17 protein-coding genes and 1 tRNA gene are annotated in these 18,598 nt (G+C 52.8%); 2 read left to right on the top strand and 16 right to left on the bottom strand.

Annotated elements, in window-relative coordinates; translation table 11 throughout:
• Nucleotides 1-31: 31 nt before the first annotated feature.
• Nucleotides 32-970, top strand: a complete 939-nt coding sequence (locus tag N005_RS04730) for an alpha/beta fold hydrolase (protein WP_047699868.1) — start codon at nucleotides 32-34, stop codon at nucleotides 968-970.
• A 421-nt stretch (nucleotides 971-1,391) separates the two neighbouring features.
• Here the strand turns inward: N005_RS04730 and N005_RS04725 are convergent, their stop codons facing one another.
• The 12 genes from N005_RS04725 to N005_RS04675 all read right to left on the bottom strand — a co-directional run bounded on the left by N005_RS04725 (nucleotide 1,392) and on the right by N005_RS04675 (nucleotide 14,728).
• Nucleotides 1,392-2,939: a DNA polymerase gene (locus N005_RS04725; RefSeq protein ID WP_047699866.1), complete on the bottom strand. Its 1,548-nt coding sequence runs from the start codon at nucleotides 2,937-2,939 to the stop codon at nucleotides 1,392-1,394.
• Nucleotides 2,932-4,773 (bottom strand): RNA-directed DNA polymerase, encoded by a 1,842-nt coding sequence (locus tag N005_RS27755; RefSeq protein WP_052126357.1) that lies wholly within the window; start codon nucleotides 4,771-4,773, stop codon nucleotides 2,932-2,934. Before N005_RS27755 ends, N005_RS04725 begins: the two co-directional genes overlap by 8 nt.
• 389 nt (nucleotides 4,774-5,162) lie before the next feature.
• Nucleotides 5,163-5,834, bottom strand: a complete 672-nt coding sequence (locus N005_RS04715; RefSeq protein ID WP_144402628.1) for a hypothetical protein — start codon at nucleotides 5,832-5,834, stop codon at nucleotides 5,163-5,165.
• Between the two features lie 513 nt (nucleotides 5,835-6,347).
• A complete protein-coding gene (locus N005_RS28015; protein ID WP_081993222.1) occupies nucleotides 6,348-6,620 on the bottom strand; it encodes a hypothetical protein in 273 nt (90 codons plus the stop codon).
• Complete coding sequence (locus N005_RS04710) at nucleotides 6,617-7,594, bottom strand: integrase domain-containing protein (protein WP_047699864.1); 978 nt, start codon at nucleotides 7,592-7,594, stop codon at nucleotides 6,617-6,619. Before N005_RS04710 ends, N005_RS28015 begins: the two co-directional genes overlap by 4 nt.
• A 910-nt stretch (nucleotides 7,595-8,504) precedes the next feature.
• On the bottom strand, nucleotides 8,505-9,827 hold the full coding sequence (locus N005_RS04705; RefSeq protein WP_047699861.1) for a tyrosine-type recombinase/integrase: 1,323 nt from the start codon (nucleotides 9,825-9,827) through the stop codon (nucleotides 8,505-8,507).
• A 172-nt stretch (nucleotides 9,828-9,999) separates the two neighbouring features.
• Nucleotides 10,000-10,075 (bottom strand) — tRNA-Thr (locus N005_RS04700).
• Nucleotides 10,076-10,491: 416 nt separating this feature from the next.
• Nucleotides 10,492-11,745: a methyltransferase gene (locus tag N005_RS04695; protein ID WP_047699859.1), complete on the bottom strand. Its 1,254-nt coding sequence runs from the start codon at nucleotides 11,743-11,745 to the stop codon at nucleotides 10,492-10,494.
• Nucleotides 11,726-12,415, bottom strand: a complete 690-nt coding sequence (locus N005_RS04690; RefSeq protein ID WP_047699857.1) for an ABC transporter permease — start codon at nucleotides 12,413-12,415, stop codon at nucleotides 11,726-11,728. Before N005_RS04690 ends, N005_RS04695 begins: the two co-directional genes overlap by 20 nt.
• Nucleotides 12,412-13,107, bottom strand: coding sequence for an ABC transporter permease (locus N005_RS04685; RefSeq protein WP_047699855.1), 696 nt, complete (start codon nucleotides 13,105-13,107; stop codon nucleotides 12,412-12,414). Before N005_RS04685 ends, N005_RS04690 begins: the two co-directional genes overlap by 4 nt.
• 78 nt (nucleotides 13,108-13,185) lie before the next feature.
• Nucleotides 13,186-13,941, bottom strand: coding sequence for an ABC transporter substrate-binding protein (locus N005_RS04680; protein ID WP_047699853.1), 756 nt, complete (start codon nucleotides 13,939-13,941; stop codon nucleotides 13,186-13,188).
• A gap of 13 nt (nucleotides 13,942-13,954) precedes the next feature.
• On the bottom strand, nucleotides 13,955-14,728 hold the full coding sequence (locus tag N005_RS04675; RefSeq protein ID WP_047699852.1) for an ABC transporter ATP-binding protein: 774 nt from the start codon (nucleotides 14,726-14,728) through the stop codon (nucleotides 13,955-13,957).
• 625 nt (nucleotides 14,729-15,353) lie between these two features.
• On the opposite strand from N005_RS04675, the gene N005_RS04670 reads away from it, so the two are divergent.
• On the top strand, nucleotides 15,354-15,803 hold the full coding sequence (locus tag N005_RS04670; RefSeq protein WP_047699850.1) for a hypothetical protein: 450 nt from the start codon (nucleotides 15,354-15,356) through the stop codon (nucleotides 15,801-15,803).
• 9 nt (nucleotides 15,804-15,812) lie between these two features.
• Here N005_RS04670 and N005_RS04665 read toward each other — a convergent pair whose 3' ends face one another.
• The 4 genes from N005_RS04665 to N005_RS04650 all read right to left on the bottom strand — a co-directional run bounded on the left by N005_RS04665 (nucleotide 15,813) and on the right by N005_RS04650 (nucleotide 18,500).
• Nucleotides 15,813-16,259, bottom strand: a complete 447-nt coding sequence (locus tag N005_RS04665; protein WP_047699848.1) for a hypothetical protein — start codon at nucleotides 16,257-16,259, stop codon at nucleotides 15,813-15,815.
• Between the two features lie 141 nt (nucleotides 16,260-16,400).
• Nucleotides 16,401-17,459 (bottom strand): PDDEXK nuclease domain-containing protein, encoded by a 1,059-nt coding sequence (locus N005_RS04660; RefSeq protein ID WP_047699847.1) that lies wholly within the window; start codon nucleotides 17,457-17,459, stop codon nucleotides 16,401-16,403.
• 241 nt (nucleotides 17,460-17,700) lie between these two features.
• Entirely contained in the window at nucleotides 17,701-18,105 is a 405-nt protein-coding gene (locus tag N005_RS04655; RefSeq protein ID WP_047699845.1) for a hypothetical protein, read from the bottom strand.
• 65 nt (nucleotides 18,106-18,170) lie between these two features.
• The gene (locus N005_RS04650; protein WP_047699844.1) at nucleotides 18,171-18,500 is read right to left on the bottom strand and encodes a DHCW motif cupin fold protein; all 330 of its coding nucleotides are present in this window, start codon (nucleotides 18,498-18,500) and stop codon (nucleotides 18,171-18,173) included.
• Nucleotides 18,501-18,598: the final 98 nt, after the last annotated feature.

Here is an 18,598-nt window from a genome sequence, read left to right as displayed (position 1 = left end):
CCGGATCGTCTGGCTTAAGTAAGGTGTCAGAATGAGTCGGCTTATTCATCCAGACGTAACATCAGCCTTGTCAGATGCAACGAATCACATTGTTATTGACGATGCGACATTCAGAAGTGAATACGCGAATGTAAACGGCATTCGCATGCACTATCTGGTGAGTGGTAATGGTGAAAAGCCGGTTTTGCTAATTCACGGGTTTCCAGGAAGCTGGAGAAACTGGGGACCACTGATGGGGCGGCTCCTGCGCGCGGGCTATACGCCCGTTGTTCCCGACTATCGTGGTGCTGGAGAAACGGATGTTTCGAAGGGTGGATACGATAAAAAGAATATGGCACGCGACCTCCATGAATTGGTCGCTGTCTTGAAGTTGCAGCGAGTAGATATTATCGGTCACGACATGGGGCTGATCATCGCCTATGCCTATGGAGCGCAATATCCGCAGGAAACCAAGCGCATCATCTTAATGGATGGATTCATCCCAGGCATTCCAGGGTGGGAAACTCCCTATAACGGCAATCCTGCGAATGGTGTTGCCAGTAAATGGCATTTCCGCTTCTTCGGCGAAACTGCTCTGAAAATGATTCGAGGGCAGGAAAAAAAATATCTGGACATGTTTTTTGACGAGTTTGTATTCAAGGGAAATCCCAAAGTTGATGATGAGGTGCGCGCCGCGCTGGTAATGGATTACTCCCGGCCTGGACGGATGGAAGCGGCGTTCAAACTTTACTCAGCTTGGGTGGAAAGTGACGCAAATGACAATCAAGAGTTCGCCCAGAACAAATTGCTCATTCCAGTACTTACCATCGGTGGCGATCATTCAAGAGGCAAGACTTTGACCGAGCAGGTAAGCCATATCAGCTACCGACCGCATTCACTGATTTTACAGAACACGGGTCATTGGGTACTGGAGGAAAAAGCGCAGGCCACCACTCACGCTATCCTGGATTTTCTGCTGGCTAATCAATAGCGAGTGTCGACGAAGCCCTGTGCGGCGGCGTGGGTTGGTAGAGCGAAGGGGGCGTCAGAGTATGCAGAGGCTTGTTATTTCATTTATTACGTAGGGCACAAAAACAAAGCCCCCGCATTTCTGCGAGGGCTTCGTTTTATATGGTGCCGGCACCAAGAGTCGAATAAACACCTATCTTATTGATAGTGATGTGATTTATTTATGCTGAATAAGCAGTCTACCTCTAAAACTACCTTTATCATCTAAAATGGATTAGTTAAAAATTATCGAGGTATCTGTACGTCTATCTCCAGAACGAGTGAGCGTCGGAGGTGATTGCAGTCACCAAGATGCGCCAGATCAATCCAGTAAAAACTAGGGGCCTTTAACCAATCCGTAAGGAGCTCTCAAGAAATTTTGTATCTATCCACAGCTTTACAGGCTATCGATCTTCATGGAATTGGCTTAATGACGCCTTGCCTTGAATCTTATTTTGAAAATGTTCAGACATCGCTCCTGAAAAAATATTGATTACTCGATCTACGTCGTAGTCTGCGGAATGCTCCAGCAAAACAGCGTCGTGCATTGGCAGTTTTAGTTTTACATCAGATATTGAACTCAAGCATAGCAGTGCTTTCTTGAATATTAACGAGGCAGTTCCTTGCACAACTTGGCTGATAGCAGATCTTTTTTCCTTGCTTGTTAGTTCTCCTTTTCGATCACGTTGCATATAATTGCCAAACGCAGTGCCAATTCTTCCCGTACGTTGAAACTCTTCGTGAACTAAGACTTTCCAAGCTTCGAATGTTTTGAATTGCTCAAAGAATTTTTTAGCGTTTTGGCGATCTGCACCAAAACCCTGCGCTGCAGCAAGGATGTGTTGCCGCTTCATTCCATAGGCATAAGAAAGAAATAACCTCTTGGCTTGTTTTCTCTTGCTCTTGTCGTCAAATATTTCTTCTGCAGCAATTTCATAGACATCACTACTGTTATATAACGCTAATAATTTCTCATCGCCGGAGAGTGCGGCCATTACGCCTGCTTCAAATTGATCGTAGTCTATGTATGACAACTGCTTGTTGGTATCTGGCATTAAAATGTCTCGATGGTGTTTTGCCAAATTTTGTAACGACGGGTCTTTGAAGTAGATTCTTGAGGTGATAGATCCAAAGCTGTCGACGATCGGATAAATTCGACTTTGGCTCAAGGGAATGGCTGCTAATACTCTACGTGAATTTTGAATTTTCCTTAAGCGAATTAGGTCCACTGCAAAATTTGATTGCATAGGGACGAAATTTAAAATGTAATCCACGTCTAGACCGGTAAAGTCAAACCCTTTGGGCTCTAGGTATTCGATAACGGCTTGGTCGGAGGGAACCTCTAGAGGCATATCGTAGTCGGAAGAGAAATTCTTCAATGCCATATAGAATTCGAACTCTATTTTGTTTTTATGGTATCTAAGTTTTTCTTCAGAAATAGAAATGCCTTCTGATGCTGATCTTATTAGATAGTCGTTTACGGGACGTTCGATTACGATGAATCTCTCCCATTCACCGGCAGTATTTGCATCCTTTTTTACAACTTCGGAGCATTTCAATAGTGCTTCGCCAATTAAAGACAAAATGGCTTCATCTAAAGGTCTCTTGCGGTTAAAAATTTCTTTATATTTTGCAATAATTTCATCGGAAACAAATGCGGATAGGAGCTGGGATATGTCTTTCTTGTCTCTTGATTCTCTTTCTTTTTTCTTTCCTGAAGTGAGGATTCGAAGTTCTTCAATGTCTGTGATGTTAGATGGTAACTTGCTTGTCGCCCGATAGAGCGATGGGGCAATTAACCATAAGTCATGGCAGACAAGCTCATGTTTTTGATCTACTAAATCAGATATGGTGACTTCACCTAAAGTACCATCTGACCATAAGAAGATTCTGTCTTGCCCTTGGTCTGTATAGTCAGCTATAAAAAGTAAGGCTTTTTTTGATTCAGTCATATGGTGTGATCTCATCATAAAGATCGAGCATGGCTATTTTGTCTCGTTCGACCATAGGCATACCATTAGTAAAATAAGGCTTGGCTCTGCTGCCGGTCCATTTAAGTTTAGGGCCTAGCTTAGAAATTAAAGGTTTCAGTTGACTTTGATCAAAGTCACTACAGGCTAATAGAAAATTTCGTTGGTGGTAATATGGCCAGGTAGACTCGAACTTGGAAATGACATCAATTAAAGTTTGTGTCTCATCAACACACTTTAGATAAATAAATATGGCCGCTATCTCTGGTTGAAGTATGTCGGACTCTATTCTTGTAGTCGCTAGCGATATTAAATTAATATTTTTATACTTACGATTTGCTAGAAGTAACCATAGATGAAAGTTTTGCCAAGAGTGAACCGAGCGCTCATGATCACTGAGATGGTTGTAAATATCATTGAGCTCTTGCTCGTTGAGGTCTAGAATCCCAAGAAGTCTGCAGTACTGATCGGTCGAAGCGGCATGGTCCTCAAGTGAGCTAATTAAGAGTGCTTTTAAATCTGTTGCTATGGCTGCATGAATATCAAAAATGCCTGCATCGGTCAGCTTGATCAGTCGGTTTACCGCGAATCGAAACTGCCTGGACTGTGTTTGTTTTTCTTCGATGCACTCTTTCAAAATTTGAAATATATACTTTGCTGAGCGCGCAATAACCCTTCTGCTTCTTGATCTCCACATGTTGTCGATTGTGAGGCTTCGATCGTCAGATGTTGGGAAAAACTCATCAACTTCACTAGAGGTAGAGTCTTGGGTTAAAATCTTTGTTTTTCCAGAGTTTATATTCATCCCGACCTTTCTGAGCTGATTTATAAGCTCAGTCAACGCTTTCTTTGCGACTCTCGTGTTGGGACAAATTACCCTGATGTCGTCCACGTATCGATAATAATCGTACCCTAATCGCACCATTTCATGGTCAATATCATTTAAGACAACGTTTGCGATGAATGACGATGCGTCGCGGTTTTGAGGTAGTCCGTGACGTTCACTGTATCCCCACCGCGACAAAAGGTTGCAGAGGGTTTGCACTGCATTCCTAATTAATACTTTATTTGGGCCGGAAGTTTTTATATTTTCAATCGATCTCTCAAAAGCTGTGCGGATTGTTTCAATTGTAATATTTTCATAGCAATTTATTAGATCGGTTGCTAGTAGTGATTGATTGTTGCTTAGAGCCGTTCTGGTTACACCTTCGAAAGTTTGCCATAAATCAATTCGGCTTTTAAATATGTACTTTTCTGTTTTTCTATCTTTATTGAATCTGTGGCTTAGTACTCGATGAGATAAAAGTGGATCATAAAACTGTATCAAGAAGGTACAGATTGCTTGATATATAAATCTGTCATAAAAATCAGTTTCTAAAGAGTACCTAATCCCTAGCCCTTTTTTAGGTATGTTGTAAACGTTCCGGAAAGAGCCAATATATTGTCCATTTCCTTCATTTAACAACTCATATAGCACTTCATGAAGGGATTGTTTATTTGAGAGAAGGTCTTTGTGTTGAAGTGTGTCAGTAAACCAGTCATCCCTCATGTCTTGGTTTAAATGTTGTAGGACACTGTCGACGTCGATTGGAAATGCTAAAACGTCTTTTCCATCTTGAGATAAGTCTGCTAAAACGCCACCTTTTTTTAGTAGCGGGGAAAGAATGGATCGAAGTTCTTGGAGCTTCTTTTGTTCGCGGGAATTCAGATTGTCTGTATTGAAGGATTCAATCAATAATTTCAGATTTTTAAGACTATCATCCTGCTCTGCCAGATGCGGAGTTCCTGCCGCGTCGGACACGAATTTTTCACTCATGTCTCATTCCTCGATCTATCCGGAATTCAATAGTTTTTTTCTATCTCTGGTCTCAAATACCATTCAGTAGGTACTCGACTCGCAAAGCTGCTGCTGGAAGCTAGGTTATCAAAATGCTATCAGGCGTACTATAGCCGTATAGTCTAAGACAGGCGCAGAAATATTTTTTGACGAAACAGCATGCAGCTAGATGGTCGCTTGCCGCCCAATATTTGCATATCCGAGCCAAGATACTCTGCGATAGCGCTGGACTGATTATATAGGCGGATGTATGAGTTCTATTGATATTTCATACATCCGCAACCAATATCATTGGAATAACTTTATGATTTGACTAATAAGCCTTATGGTTTCGATAGCTAATATCATAAGCAATTTTATATTTTCCATTATTTCGTTTCCTTGTTTGGCTTATCTATGAGGTCACCATCTGCACCTATCTCAATCGCACGTTGCAAGAGCAACTGATAATAGGATGCAGGTATTTGAGGCTTAAGTTTTTTCAGTACTAAATATGGGTTATATATGAGGACAAAATTATAGGGGCCATAAGCACCCTCTTTCGTATCGATAAAGCCCAATTCTTGAAGGACCTTCATATGCTGCCGCCAAGTCGTCACATTCCGTTCCCCGGAATATCCTGACTCAATGGCATAAACAGATTCATTCTCAATAGTCAGCATGTTTTCATCCCACACCCTACACCACAGAGCAAAATACGTTTTTCCAGCGGCGGCAGACTTTCCGGTATGCTTTTTTGCGAGATCGTCAATCATGTTGGTTATGAGTGAAAGCGTTCTAGGGATCGATGAATATCCATCATTGACTGTTCGATCCCATAGAAGGCTGGTATCTAGCTCTGGCCATAACTCTCCGCGCATTTTCATCGCATTAAGATGGGCTTTACTTTTTCTCTTTTTTTTCTGAGTGGTATTCAAAGCTAGTAGAGCAGCAAGATTTTGGTCTAATACACCGGCAGACGTCTGATTTACGACAGTTGAGGGTTGGGCAGCGGCAGGTAGCGCTGGGGTTGGGAGTGAGGGGATAGGGGTATCAGTCATGATGCAATCTCCGAGTTAGTAATCTCAGCTGAAAGCCCGACCGTTCGGGAATCAATCGCTGGAACCAAGATTCGACTAAAAAACGTTATTTATCAAAGACTTAGAACGTGCAATCTGAACCCGATATTGCAGGTATATTCCAATCTGAGTATTGAGTAAGAGTAAGAAAATAGCCACTCAGATTTGAGTTGAAAATTTTGTGTCAACAAACTTGTTAAAAAACATGCATTTACAAGCGTTGCCGTGCTCGCTGGGCTGTGCGTGCTCACCGTGCTGAATGTGCTCCCGGTGATCGCGGGTTGTAGGGGTTTTGTAGGCGCCCGGTTCAGTGCTCCGAAAAAAATATAATGGACGTTTCGGTGCGGGGGATGCTCTGTTTAGAGGGCAAGAAGCGGGGGAGGGGGGCGGAAAAATCGATGTAGTGGCGTCACTAGTAGCGGGCGATGTTGCGAAAAACTGGCGAAGAAACCAATTCCTATCGCCCGTCTCTGGTCGGTTGCTGATCCTCGACTGTCAATGGAACTGCCATGACTTTCCTAAGCGAATAGTGAGCAAATTTACGGTCAACAGATAGTAGTAGCGCGTCGACTCAGCGTGCGGACTCACGTGCGTATCAAGAAACCACGCCAGATGCTTTCGTTGCCAGGTCCATGGATTATCTCGGTGCCAGCGTTCAGAAATGGCTGTTTGAATAGTCTTGGCTTGGCGGATGTGACGTTCTCGTGTGGCATGTGCTCCAGTCAGCACCCCAGCCAAGAAGATCTCCATATCGAATTGTTTATTCATACCCGACCACCGATATACGCCGATACCACGTCGATTCGACCGTGTCCCAGCTCATAGCTGATTTGTATGCATGCCTCTCGATCAAGGCCTGGATCGAGGCGCCTGCACCTGCCACCATTGATGGGCGCTAGATGATGGGTGATCTGCTCATAGCGTTCGCACGCATAAGCCGCGCGCAGTTCGTGGAAGCCTTTGAGGTTGTGGGTATGGAGGATATCTCGGGCGGGGCGGACGATTTCCCGTTGGAAATCGAGGTAGCTCTCGTGCGCTGCCAGCAGGTTGCGGCTACCGTCGGGAGAGACTTGTTCGGCGTACCTGAGCGCTTCGCGAATATGGTCATCCACCGTGATCCAACGAGGCGCGGTTGCGCCGCCGCGGCCACCTTTGGTGCCGTCCTGGATGTTGATCTTGTCGTAGTGTTCGGCTTCACGCTTGAGTCGCGGTAGGTCGGCCAGAATCGCTTCGCGCAGACGCATGCCAGTGGCGCGTGCCAATTGTGCGATGGCGGCGGCACGCGGATGCTTTTCGCGGAGCGCTTCGACGATGCGTATCACGTGTTTGTGATCTTGGCCTTGAGGATTTGTCGTGCGGACGGTGATGCGCTGCATTCCCAAAGCCTTGCTCGGACTTGGCACTTTCACATAGTGATCACCGCGGAGCGCGGCCATGGTCCGGTTGACGCTGGACAATCGGTTTTGCGCAGTGGCGATGGTGAGTTCACCTTGGACAACTTGCAGGCGCAAATGCCCGGCGTAGTCCAGCAATGTCTGCCGATCAATCTGCCGAGCGTCATTAAATCCTGGGCCATCCTCCGATCGACACCACCGTACAAATGCCTGCCACCGATCACTGTGCGCTTTGACCGTGCCGTAATGCCCGCCGCCAAAGAGATCGCGTAACGCCTGCGGTCCGGCATAACTCAGTTGTCGGCCATAGCCAAAATTGCGTCCATCCCGTCTACCTACGAGTGCCATGATCTAACTCCTCTCGAAACCAAAACCCTTGAAACTTTCCCCACGTCATCCCGCCATGGATGTTGAGTGTTATCAGGGATCAAGGCCCCTGCGACCTGTGGGGGTTGTCCACTAACGCCGGACTGGCGGCTCCTTACGGCCGGGAGCTTGGGCATCTCATGATCTGGCCTCCTGAACACTTCCGAAGAAGTGGGCGGGTAGAGGCTGCATTGGCTGACGAGACCAATGCCGCGAGATCCTGAGTCGGGTGAAGGCAGTGATGCGATGACCGGGGCATGCCTGACTGTCAGTCAGGTGCAGTCCATTCCTTGGGCTGCGGCACCATCATCTGCATTGCTGTTGCTGGTGACTTCGGTGTTTGTCCCGCCGATTGTCACGAGGGGGAATGCCGCAAAGCCTTGTACGAGGTGGCCTGCAGCAGTGGTAGGAGCGCCCGTCTCTTTCCGGGAGAAAGAGACGGGCGCAGGTTGGCGCAATGAAATGGCCAAGCGGATAGGTTGCTGCAGGGCAGCTATGAAAGGGAATGAGTTGCCGCAGTGGGCACGCTGGTAAAAGTAGGCATCCATCACATCGCTGTGACCGTGCGAGCCGCCGGACGCTAATCGCACTTTGGGAGAACCACCACGGTGTGGCGTAGCCTTAAAGGTTCTGGCTACCTGGGTTGCTGTCAACGACAGCGCTTTGCCCGATCTTTTCTACGCCTGTGGATAATTCGGGTCAAGGCCCGAATTATCGGGAGTTCTGCGGCTGTGGATGAAATTATCCACCGGTGGAAATCAGTGGTTTTCCACAGACAGTTGCGCGGGCTTTTGATTTTTTAAGTGAGGTCCATCCAAGCAGGGCGGCTTTGCAGCCCTGCTTGGATGGACCCGCGTGGACAAGCGGATCACTAGATATGAAGACCGAGCGCTTACTCGGTTGAGCCACGTTTTGCTTTTAAGCGAGTGACGTTCGCTCCGGTCTGATTCGCGAATTCGTGGGGGGTGACATGCTCCTGCCGGTTGGCCTCCAAGTACCGGCTCCACCAGTTCATGATCAGTCTGCGCTCCTCGATGAACTCGGCCTTGTGGATGTAAGCGGCGCGGACGTTGTTGCGCTCCTTGTGGCTCATCTGCCGTTCAATGGCTGTCTCCGACCACAATCCTGACTCGATCAGTGCGCTGCAGGCCATCGAACGAAACCCATGCCCGCAGATATCGGTTTTGGTGTCGTATCCCATCGTCCGAAGCGCGTTGTTCACGGTATTTTCGGACATGGGCTTCCAGGGTTTGGCATCCCCTGCAAATACCAGGTCGAATTTGCCGGTGAGGGCGTGGATTTTTTCGAGTAGCGCCACGGCCTGTGGCGATAAGGGTACTAAATGGATATCTCCTGCCATCTTCGTACCCCTTGTGGAAAAGGGTACTCCCTCCAACGCGGGTCGAGTGTCAGGTATCTCCCAGGTGCCACGTTTGAGGTCGAACTCGCTCCAACGTGCGAAACGCAGCTCGCTGGATCGTACAAACACATGCAGCGACAGCATCACCGTCAGACGGGTCAGTGCCCGGCCTTTATAGGTGTCGATACGCTCCTGCAATTCCGGCAGTCGCGATAAGGGTAAAGCGGGGCGATGTACCACCCGCGGGGCTTTGATCGAGCCTTCGAGATCGTAAGCAGGGTTTATGGTGATAAGCCGGAGGCGCTTTGCCTCGCGCATGATGCTCTGAAGGTAGTTTTGTACCCTTAAAGCAACGTCTATCGTTCCGCGCTTCTTGATCGCTTCTAAGGGCTGCATAAGGTCATGGGTGTCGAGGTCGACAATGGCGCGGGCGCCGATCAGCGGGAACACGTGGGTTTTGAGGCGGCTCATCACAGTCTTGGAGTGGCCTGGTGCCCACTTGGCCGACATTTCTGCGTGCCAGTCCAGCGCAACGCTTTCAAAGGTTCTGCCTTTGATAACAGCTTCCGCTTTGGCTTGGTGCTTTGTCTCTATGGGACCAATGCCATCTGCCAGCATTCGCTTGACCTCCAAGCGCTTGCGGCGCGCGTCGGCGAGGCCAATGACGGGATAGTTGCCGAACGAGGTCAATCCTTCGCGTCCATCAGGTTTTACATACCTGAGGCGCCAGCCTTTGCGGCCATTGGGTTGGACTAGAAGGTAGAGGCCGTCGCCGTCGAAAAGCTTGTAGGCGCGGTCGGTGGGCTTGGCTGAGCGACAAGCCGAATCAGAGAGTGGAGCCGTGGTGCGCGACATAAGGGTACTCCCTTTTATCGAAGTGACCTGTACCCCAAACTCTACCCTTAAAACGGTTGGAATCCACCAGTTTCTGACGGAAACCGATGGAACGCCAAAACGAAAAAACCCGCCAGAAGGCGGGTTTTTCGGGGGTTCCAGAGATTTTGAAAGCCTTCTATGGAACCTTGTATGGTGCCGGCACCAGGAATCGAACCCGGGACCTACTGATTACAAGTCAGTTGCTCTACCATCTGAGCTATACCGGCGTGTGGGCGACGATTATAGCGATTGAGTGATTTCTGTAAACCCCTGAATTCTGACTATTTTTGCCCGGACCTCAGGTCGGTGGCGAACCAGGCGCTTTCATGGTTTGTACAGGGCTCGGCGGGCGCGGTTGTTCGGATGTCCTGTAGCTCGCCTCGACCTGTTTGGCACCGGTAGAGACGTGATTGCTGGTGCATTCCAGACCTGATTTTTTGACCGTTATGCCGATTTGCTTGGGCGCTTATGCACAACGGACACGACTGGACGAATGGCGTCTTGCGATTTTGTGACAGCCTTCTCGTTTGCTTGCAAATGCCTGTTTTAATGGTTTTTTCTTTTGATGAGCAAAAAATGACCAGTTGTAATTTGCTTAACAAAACGCGGATTTATTGGATCCCGGCATATTTCATCAACAGAGTTATCCACAGGCTGTTTCACCTCGGCAACGCTCTGCCAGCAGCATCAGATTTCGCGGTGTGACGGGTGCTTCGCAGAAAGTGCCAAGGCGAACGTCATAGCCTTTTTGCGTAAGGAAAAGTGCTCGATCCAACGTCAGCCAAAGCTCCAATGGCCGTCGGAAAAGGCCGCGCACCAGTTCCAGGTTGCGCACCTCGATCAAGCGTTGATGACCCGCTGCTTCCAAGGTAGCCCAATCCGGTGATTCGACGATGGAGAGGTCCTTCAGGGCTGCTAGATCAATGCAGTACTGGGCGAAGGATTTTTCCAGCCAGGCGGTGGGTAGCGAGGGGGTGGGGAGGTAGTCGTTGCGGCCTCGGATCTGCCGTTGCAGCAGGTCGAAACCCAGGCGCCAGGCCATGGACTGATTCCGATGTCTGCGCACACGGGCCCCGGCGGTAACGGTTTCGGTCAGTGGCAGGCCGAGATCGTCGACGGACAACTGCAGGGCGGAGTCTCGTGCGGCGTCTGACAGTGGCTGATAACGGTCAGCGCTGATGCGGTTATAACAGCAGGGTGCAATCGCCAGCTGGGCGCAACCGGCGGCGGAGGCCAGCTGCATCAGCCGGACATGCAGGTCACCGCAGGCGTGCAGGGCGACTGGCGTGTGCTCGGTCTGGATCGCCTGGGCTGCCTCCGGGGCCAGTACGTCTTGTTGCAGGTGCGTGGCGGCCAGATGGTGACGCTGGCTGAGTTGTTGGCCATTGATGACCAATGCTGGATCGTATTCCAGACAGGTCAGTCGTTGATCACTGTGCAGCAAACGTCTGCCGAGGTGGCCCTTGCCGGCGCACCAGTCGAGCCAGTGGGTCGGTTCGGTGGAGAATTGCAGGCGGCTGGCGAAGGCTTCGATCTGCTGCCACTTGCGCCCGGGTACGTCGACGTTGAGGCGCTGGGCTGACGCTTCGAGTCGTCTGCCGGGCAGTTCCGCGACAGTGCTCAATGCTTGGGAGCGCATCGCCAGTTGCGGAAACGGCGCTGGCGCGTGCTCGATCAGCCAGGGCTGGTGATGGTCGTTCTCTGCATCTTCCAGCGAACGCCGGCGTAGCCATTGGGCGAGTTCCGGCCAGGACGCTTCCCAAGGCAGTTGCAGATGGGTAAACGGGCGTGGTTTCCACAGCGCCTGATGTGTCGTGAGAAATTCATCCAGTTCGATGAAACGGGCGAGCAACGCTGCGCCCGTCAGCACGTCGGCTTCAGCGCCCCTGGCAGGCATCGACGCGTAACCAACGTTCCAACTGCTTGAAGCCTTGCACCAGCAGGAACGCTATCACCAGGTAGAACAAACCCGCCGCGAAAAAGATCTCCACGGGCAGGTAGGTCCGGGCGATGATGGTGCGGGCCATGCCGGTGAGTTCCAGCAGGGTCACGGTGCTCGCCAGGGCGCTGGCCTTGAGCATCAGGATCACTTCGTTGCTGTAGGCCGGCAGCCCGATGCGCGCGGCCCGCGGCAGCATGATGTAGAACAGCGCCTTGGGTCGCGACATGCCCAGGGCCCGGGCGGCTTCGATCTCGCCTTTGGGAATGGCCTGGATCGCGCCCCGCAGGATCTCGGCGATATAGGCCGCGGTGTGCAGGGTCATGGTGGCGGTGGCGCACCAGAACGGGTCCCGTAGGTACGGCCATAACGCACTGCTGCGTACGGCCTCGAATTGCGCCAGGCCGTAATAGACCAGAAACAGCTGGACCAGCAGCGGTGTGCCACGGAAAAAGAAGATGTAGGCGTAAGGCAGTGCCCGCACGTACCAGAGGCGCGAGGAGCGGGCGATGCCCAGCGGAATCGCCAGCAACAGGCCGGCGATCACGGCGATGGCAACCAGTTCCAGGGTCAGGGTCGCGCCTTGGGCCAGTTTCGGCAGCCATTTGATGATGACTTCCCAGTTCATTGGGTGCTCCTGGCAAAGCCGCGGGCGGCGCGTCGTTCCAGCATATGCATGCCGGCCATGGCGAGGACTGTCAGGCCCAGGTACATGAACGCGGCCACCATATAGAAGGTGAAGGGCTGCTTGGATACGGTCACGCCGATCTGTGCGTGACGCATGATTTCTTCCAGGCCGATCACCGAGACCAGCGCTGTGTCCTTCATCAGGATCATGAACAGGTTGCCCAGGCCGGGCAGGGCGATGCGCCACATCTGCGGCATGATCAATTTAGTGAAGATCCGCCACTTCGACAGGCCCAGGGCCACGCCGGCTTCGCGGTGACCCTTTGGGATCGCCAGGATCGCGCCACGAAACACTTCCGTGGCGTAGGCGCCGAAGCACAGCCCCAAGGCGATGACACCGGCGGAGAAAGGATTGAGGGCCAGGTCCGGGTTGCCGAAGTACTTGCCCAGGGCTCCCATCAGATTGATGGTACCGAAGTAGATCAGCAGCACCCAGAGCAATTCCGGGACGCCGCGGACCAGTGTCGAATAGGTGCCACCAAGCCATTGCAGCGGCTTGTGGGCAGAGGTCTTGGCCAGGGCGCCGAGCAGGCCGAGCACCAGTCCCAGGCACAAGGCCGAGAGCGCCAGTTTGACGGTCATCAGTGCGCCAGCGGCAAGCGCCGGGCCGAATCCGTAGAGGTCGATCATCATGGGTATGTGTTCATATCGCGGCAGGCTTTGCTAAGGGTCGGCGCTGCGGTGCTGCAGCGCCGACCAGGCATGTCCGCATCAGTAGATGTTGAACGGGAAGTACTTGTCGTTGATCTTTTTATAGGTACCGTCGGCAAGAATTTCTTTCAGCGCGGCGTTCAGCTTGTTGCGCAGGTCGTCGTCACCCTTGCGCACGGCGATGCCAATCTTGTCGCTTTCCACCACCGGGTCACCCTTGAATTCATAGGCTCGGCCGGCGTCGGTTTTCAGCCAGTCGTAGTTCACGTATTTGTCCGCCAGGATCGCGTCGACGCGGCCGGAGGTCAGGTCCAGGTAGGCGTTTTCCTGGGTGTCGTAGAGCTTGGCCGTGATGTCGCTGCCCAGTTCGTCTTCCAGCCAGGTGCCGGCCAGGGTCGCGCGTTGGGCACCGATGACCTTGCCTTTGAGCGAAGCCTTGTCGGTCTTGAACTCGACGTTCTTCGGCGCGATGAATTGCAGTTTGTTGGAGTAGTACGGGTCGGTGAAGTCCACGGCCTGCTTACGCTCTTCGGTGATCGAAAGAGAGGAAATCAGGAAGTCGAACTTCTTGGCGTTCAGGGCCGGGATGATGCCGTCCCAATCAGAGGTGACCACTTCGCATTCGACTTTCATCTTGGCGCACAGGGCGTCGCCGATGTCTTTGTCGAAGCCCACGACCTGGCCACTGGCGTCCTTGTTGTTGAACGGCGGGTAGGCCGCCTCGATGCCCATCTTCAGCTTTTCGGCCGCCATGGCATTGGCTGAAAACACCAGGGTAGCGGCTGCGGCCAAAAGAAATTTCTTATAAATCTGCATATGTACTGCTCCGTTAGCGGTTGCTGGACATGAATTGTTTGCAGCGCGCCGAAAGCGGGTTTTCGAAGACCTGCTGTGGCGATCCTTGCTCCTCGACCAGGCCCTGATGGAGGAACACCACTTCGCTGGAAACCTGACGGGCGAAACCCATTTCGTGGGTCACCAGCAGCATGGTGCGACCTTCTTCGGCCAGGGCGCGGATCACACTAAGTACTTCCTGGACCATTTCCGGGTCAAGGGCGGAGGTGGGCTCGTCGAACAGGATCACCTTGGGTTGCATCGCCAGGGTGCGGGCGATGGCTGCGCGTTGCTGCTGGCCGCCGGACAGCTCGGCGGGATAGGCGTGGCGTTTGTCGGCGATGCCGACCTTGGCCAGCAAGGCTTCGGCGACTTCAACCGCTTCGGCCTTACTCTGGCCGAGCACCCGGCGTGGGGCTTCGGTGATGTTGTCGAGCACGCTCATGTGGGGCCAGAGGTTAAAGTTTTGAAACACAAAACCAATCTCGCTGCGCATGCGATTGATCTGTTTGCCGTCGGCGGCCACCAGTTCACCGTTTTTCGCGGCCTTGAGTTTGAGCGCTTCACCGGCCACCAGGATCTCGCCCTGATTGGGGTTCTCCAGCAGGTTGATGCAGCGCAGGAACGTGGACTTGCCGGAACCGGAGGAGCCCAGGATCGAGATCACATCGCCGTCGCGGGCGGTCAGCGAGACGCCTTTGAGCACCTCCAGCTGTCCGTAGCGTTTGTGCAGGTTGCGGATTTCAAGCGCGGGCGTGGCCTGGGCCATGTGCGGTCCTCATGATATGTGCTCCCTTGCTGTTGGCAGCCTTCCTGGCGAGGCGGCCAAGCTAGCATGCGTCCGAACGGCAGCCAACAGCGCTACGGGCGGTAAACCGGTGATGTGCGGCAGCTTGTCGCATCGGCACAGCAGACTGTCGCGCCATCAACAACCGAACGGCTGTTTGAACCGTGTTGCCGGTGAAAATCCCGGGGGGAGTGGCGTAAAAAAAGGCGCGATGGTGCCAGCTTTGGGCGGGGGTGGGAAGGGTTAACGAGATGAATGGGCTGGTGTGGACGAGCATCCGAAAGACTCACGCTCTTGATCGATTGGCAGTTCGCTGCCTGTCATACAGTCTGCTGTCACGGTATTTCCATCGAACCAGCTATCCCATGTTCCGTCGATTGGCGTGATATTCCCTACTCTGCCTAAAGCAAATACCTTTGCGTCGTTCAGCGTCGTCATTGCAGCTTTCCAAAAAAATGCGTCGGGTTTGGTGGGTGGGGCTTACCTCTCCTTTCTCCCCTGTCTTTTGCTGTATTCAATAGTTCCAATCGATCTAAACATCGGGGCTCTGTCGGAATCGAAAGAGAACCAATATGGAGTTGTTTTCCAGCCTCTGGGAGCACTCACCATGAAGCTTGTTCATTGCTTTTTACTGTCCACTATTACCTTCGGCGCGTTGCTCTTGCCCATCATGTCCAGCGCCACCTCACCGGCCCCAATAGACAATGCCGGCGTGCAGGTTCAGCCGCTACAGCAAAACGGCATCACCTACCTGTCCGGTGGTATTGGCGAAGACGAAGCCCGGGCCATCGAGCAGGCGCAGGGCTACAACCTGCACATGACCTTCGCGGTCGGACCTGAAAACAAGTACATCCCTGATGTGCACGTCACGATCTACAACGCATCGGGGCAAACACTGCTGACGCTGGATGACGCGGGGCCGTTGGTTTATGTGCAACTGCCGTCGGGCAAGTACACCGTGATGGCGACACGCAATGGTGAAGAGCGCCGCGACACCGCCGACATAGGCAGCGGGGCCGCGCGCAATCTGGTATTCCATTGGAACGGTGACGAATAGCCCATCGGCTTACTCGCCGGCGGGCTCTTCCATCGATTGGCGATAACGGTCCAGCGCTTCGCCGAAGTCCTTGATGAATTCGGGGGTGCTGAGCCAGCGCTGTGCCGTTTCGCGGTCCATGTCGTCGGCCCACATGCGGTAATCCACCAGCATGTCGGCGGCCAGGTTGGTTGCCGCCATGCTTTCGTTCTCCGCATTCTTCAGATCCAGCAGACCCGGGCGTTCGCTGATCATCACGCTCAGGGAAGAAAGCAGTGTATCGAGCAACTCGCTTCGACCGACGGCTTCGGCTTCACGCAGTTTGGCGAACAACTCCAGTACGTAGACGGGTGGCTGCGCGGTAGCGTGGGCCGGGTCGCCATACATTGGAATGGATTTGCGCCCGGTCATGCGGATCTGCTTGGCTTTGTCCTTGGCGCGCTTGGCGCGTTTCTGCTGCTTATTCAGTGAGGCCATCGGGCTTCGGTTTCCAATTCGTCAGGTGGCAGTGTCCGGCTCAAGCCATTTCGGCAGGGTCGGTGGTCTGTTAGACGGGTAGTTTACCGCTTCGGACTCGGGTAATGCCTTGGAACGCACTTCCAGATCAGCGTAAAGGGGTCAGCTGCCTTCAGCCGCCATGCCCGATGTTCGTTCTCCAAGTCGCGCCCGCTCACGATCCAGTTCGTTGCGTAGCTCTTCTTCTGTGGGGAGTACAAGTTGGTACTGGCTGGCGAAAAGTTGTTCGTTGCCTTGCAACACGGAATAGCGCACTACCGACTCGTCCTTCTGCGCACAGAGAATGATACCGACGGTGGGTTTGTCGTCCGGGCCGCGCCTCTGGTCATCGTAAAGGCGGACGTACATGTCCATCTGGCCGATGTCCTGATGGCTGAGTTCGCCGCGCTTGAGGTCGACAATCACAAAGCACTTGAGCAGATAGTTGTAGAAGACGAGATCGATGTAGAAGTCCTTGCTCTCGGTGCTGATGCGTTGCTGACGGGCAACGAAGGCGAAGCCCTTGCCCAGTTCGAGGAGAAAACCCTGTAGCTGGTCGATCAAGGCCTGTTCCAGGTCGGTTTCCAGCAGGAGGCCGGCATTGGGTAGCCCGAGGAACTCCAGGACGACCGGATCCCTGACGATATCCCTTGGGCCGAGATCGACGGCTTTCAGGTTGTCCGAAGCCTCCTGCTTCACCTTGGGCCGGTCGCGGCTTGCCAGCAGGCGCTCGTAATAGAAGGTTCCGATCTGGCGTTCCAGAGCGCGGGTGGACCAGTTTTGCGAGGCGGTTTCGTTCATGTACCAATGCCGGGCGTTATCGTTTTCCACCCGTAGAAGCGTGCGGTAATGGGTCCAGCTCAATTCGTGACGCAGTGCGTCACACTTTGGAAATGCCTGATAAAAAAGCCGCATATAACGCAGATTCGAGGCATCGAAGCCTTTACCAAACTTCGCCGTGAGTGTTTTTGCCAGAATTGGCAGCAGCCGTTTTCCATAAGCTGCACGCTCTGCTCCTCCCTGCTCGAATTCAACGATATGCCGTCCAATCTGCCAGCAGGTATGTACTTGAAGCGTATCAACGGCGCGCAGCACTTTACGGCGTGCCTGCTGGATCAGCTCACCGAGTTCGTTGATCAGCGGCGCAAGCTTTGGATCGTCTTGGGGTAAAAGTGGACTCATCGAGTATCAGGCGAAGTGGTGGGCGGTCCAGAAAAGGATGCTCCAATCGGTATTTTGATGATGCCAGACGAGGCTGATTGGCCTGGATGAAAAGCGACGGATTCATGCAGGATCGGTTTGAGGCGGGGTTATGTCAGTTGCGTCAGGACCTGTAGGCGCTGTCCGAATAAAATGTCGGTGTGCGGAAAATTCTGACGCAGGCTGCCCAGTGATCGAGCAGCCGCGGGAATCGCGAAATTAATCAGGCGCCTTGCGTCAACTGCCGGGATGCCGCGACGTAATCGGCCTGGAATTGAGGGCTTTCGACCCAGTCCAGCGCGGTTTGCTCGTCGACCCCCATGGTCAGGCGACGATATTCGATCAAGGCGGTAAAGATGAAGTCCGTGGCTTCTTCTTCGCCTTCCTGCTCCAGCACCAGTGCTAGCAGTGGATGGCCGAGGAAGGCCGCGCACATGGCCTGCTGGCTGACTTTTTCAGCGGTGCGCATCTGGTTGAACAGATCGGACAGATCCACCGTTTCCAGATCGATGCGCTCATCGTTCGGGTCCAGGAAGTCATTCGGCGCAGCGGCACGTTGAACGCGGTTCTGCTTGGCTTTCGCCTTGGCGCGCTGGTTACGTTTCTGCTGTTTGTTTGCCGATGCCATGGGCCGGATTCCTGACGTGAGTTAAGGCTGTATATCCTACAGCCTCAAGGCCAATGCTTCGAACCTCAATCCACCACGAACAGGGTGGCACCCTGGGATGTCGAAGAGCGGTGGGGCTCGGCCTGGTCAGCCACCTGGTAGCTCATGCCAGGCTTGAGCACGAAGTGCCGTCCATCCTCCAGTTCGGTGTTCAGCTCGCCTTTCAGACAAAGCAGGATGTGCCCCTTGGTGCACCAGTGGTCAGCCAGATACCCCGCCGTATATTCCACCATCCGCACCCGGATGTTTCCGAATTGCCGTGTCCGCCAATACGCTGTGCCGGTGATGCCTTTGTGTTCGGTGGGTTCGATGGTTGACCAGTCGGTGGTGCCAAAGGGAAGGTCTGTGATGTCCATGTCGGCTCGTTTGTCGGGAGGGCAAGTGGGAGTCGAATGTAGCCGAGTCGCAGACGCGGCGAAAGGGCCGGGACCTCGCGCCAGTTGCATGATGCGGC

This window comes from Pseudomonas mediterranea CFBP 5447 (assembly GCF_000774145.1).
GTDB classification, from domain to species: Bacteria; Pseudomonadota; Gammaproteobacteria; order Pseudomonadales; family Pseudomonadaceae; genus Aquipseudomonas; species Aquipseudomonas mediterranea.
The sequence above is the reverse complement of the archived record's forward strand: the minus strand, read 5'-3'. Positions and strand labels throughout refer to the sequence as shown.

Excerpts from the sequence above, each read along its gene's own strand:
- N005_RS04705 (WP_047699861.1), bottom strand. The coding sequence starts at position 9,827 with ATGTCGCGCACCACGGCTCCACTCTCTGATTCGGCTTGTCGCTCAGCC.
- N005_RS04650 (WP_047699844.1), bottom strand. The coding sequence starts at position 18,500 with ATGGACATCACAGACCTTCCCTTTGGCACCACCGACTGGTCAACCATC.
- N005_RS04670 (WP_047699850.1), top strand. The coding sequence starts at position 15,354 with ATGAAGCTTGTTCATTGCTTTTTACTGTCCACTATTACCTTCGGCGCG.
- N005_RS04675 (WP_047699852.1), bottom strand. The coding sequence starts at position 14,728 with ATGGCCCAGGCCACGCCCGCGCTTGAAATCCGCAACCTGCACAAACGC.
- N005_RS04660 (WP_047699847.1), bottom strand. The coding sequence starts at position 17,459 with ATGAGTCCACTTTTACCCCAAGACGATCCAAAGCTTGCGCCGCTGATC.
- N005_RS04665 (WP_047699848.1), bottom strand. The coding sequence starts at position 16,259 with ATGGCCTCACTGAATAAGCAGCAGAAACGCGCCAAGCGCGCCAAGGAC.
- N005_RS04715 (WP_144402628.1), bottom strand. The coding sequence starts at position 5,834 with ATGACTGATACCCCTATCCCCTCACTCCCAACCCCAGCGCTACCTGCC.
- N005_RS04685 (WP_047699855.1), bottom strand. The coding sequence starts at position 13,107 with ATGATGATCGACCTCTACGGATTCGGCCCGGCGCTTGCCGCTGGCGCA.
- N005_RS04655 (WP_047699845.1), bottom strand. The coding sequence starts at position 18,105 with ATGGCATCGGCAAACAAACAGCAGAAACGTAACCAGCGCGCCAAGGCG.
- N005_RS04690 (WP_047699857.1), bottom strand. The coding sequence starts at position 12,415 with ATGAACTGGGAAGTCATCATCAAATGGCTGCCGAAACTGGCCCAAGGC.
- N005_RS28015 (WP_081993222.1), bottom strand. The coding sequence starts at position 6,620 with ATGAATAAACAATTCGATATGGAGATCTTCTTGGCTGGGGTGCTGACT.
- N005_RS04680 (WP_047699853.1), bottom strand. The coding sequence starts at position 13,941 with ATGCAGATTTATAAGAAATTTCTTTTGGCCGCAGCCGCTACCCTGGTG.
- N005_RS04710 (WP_047699864.1), bottom strand. The coding sequence starts at position 7,594 with ATGGCACTCGTAGGTAGACGGGATGGACGCAATTTTGGCTATGGCCGA.
- N005_RS27755 (WP_052126357.1), bottom strand. The coding sequence starts at position 4,773 with ATGAGTGAAAAATTCGTGTCCGACGCGGCAGGAACTCCGCATCTGGCA.
- N005_RS04695 (WP_047699859.1), bottom strand. The coding sequence starts at position 11,745 with ATGCCTGCCAGGGGCGCTGAAGCCGACGTGCTGACGGGCGCAGCGTTG.
- N005_RS04725 (WP_047699866.1), bottom strand. The coding sequence starts at position 2,939 with ATGACTGAATCAAAAAAAGCCTTACTTTTTATAGCTGACTATACAGAC.
- N005_RS04730 (WP_047699868.1), top strand. The coding sequence starts at position 32 with ATGAGTCGGCTTATTCATCCAGACGTAACATCAGCCTTGTCAGATGCA.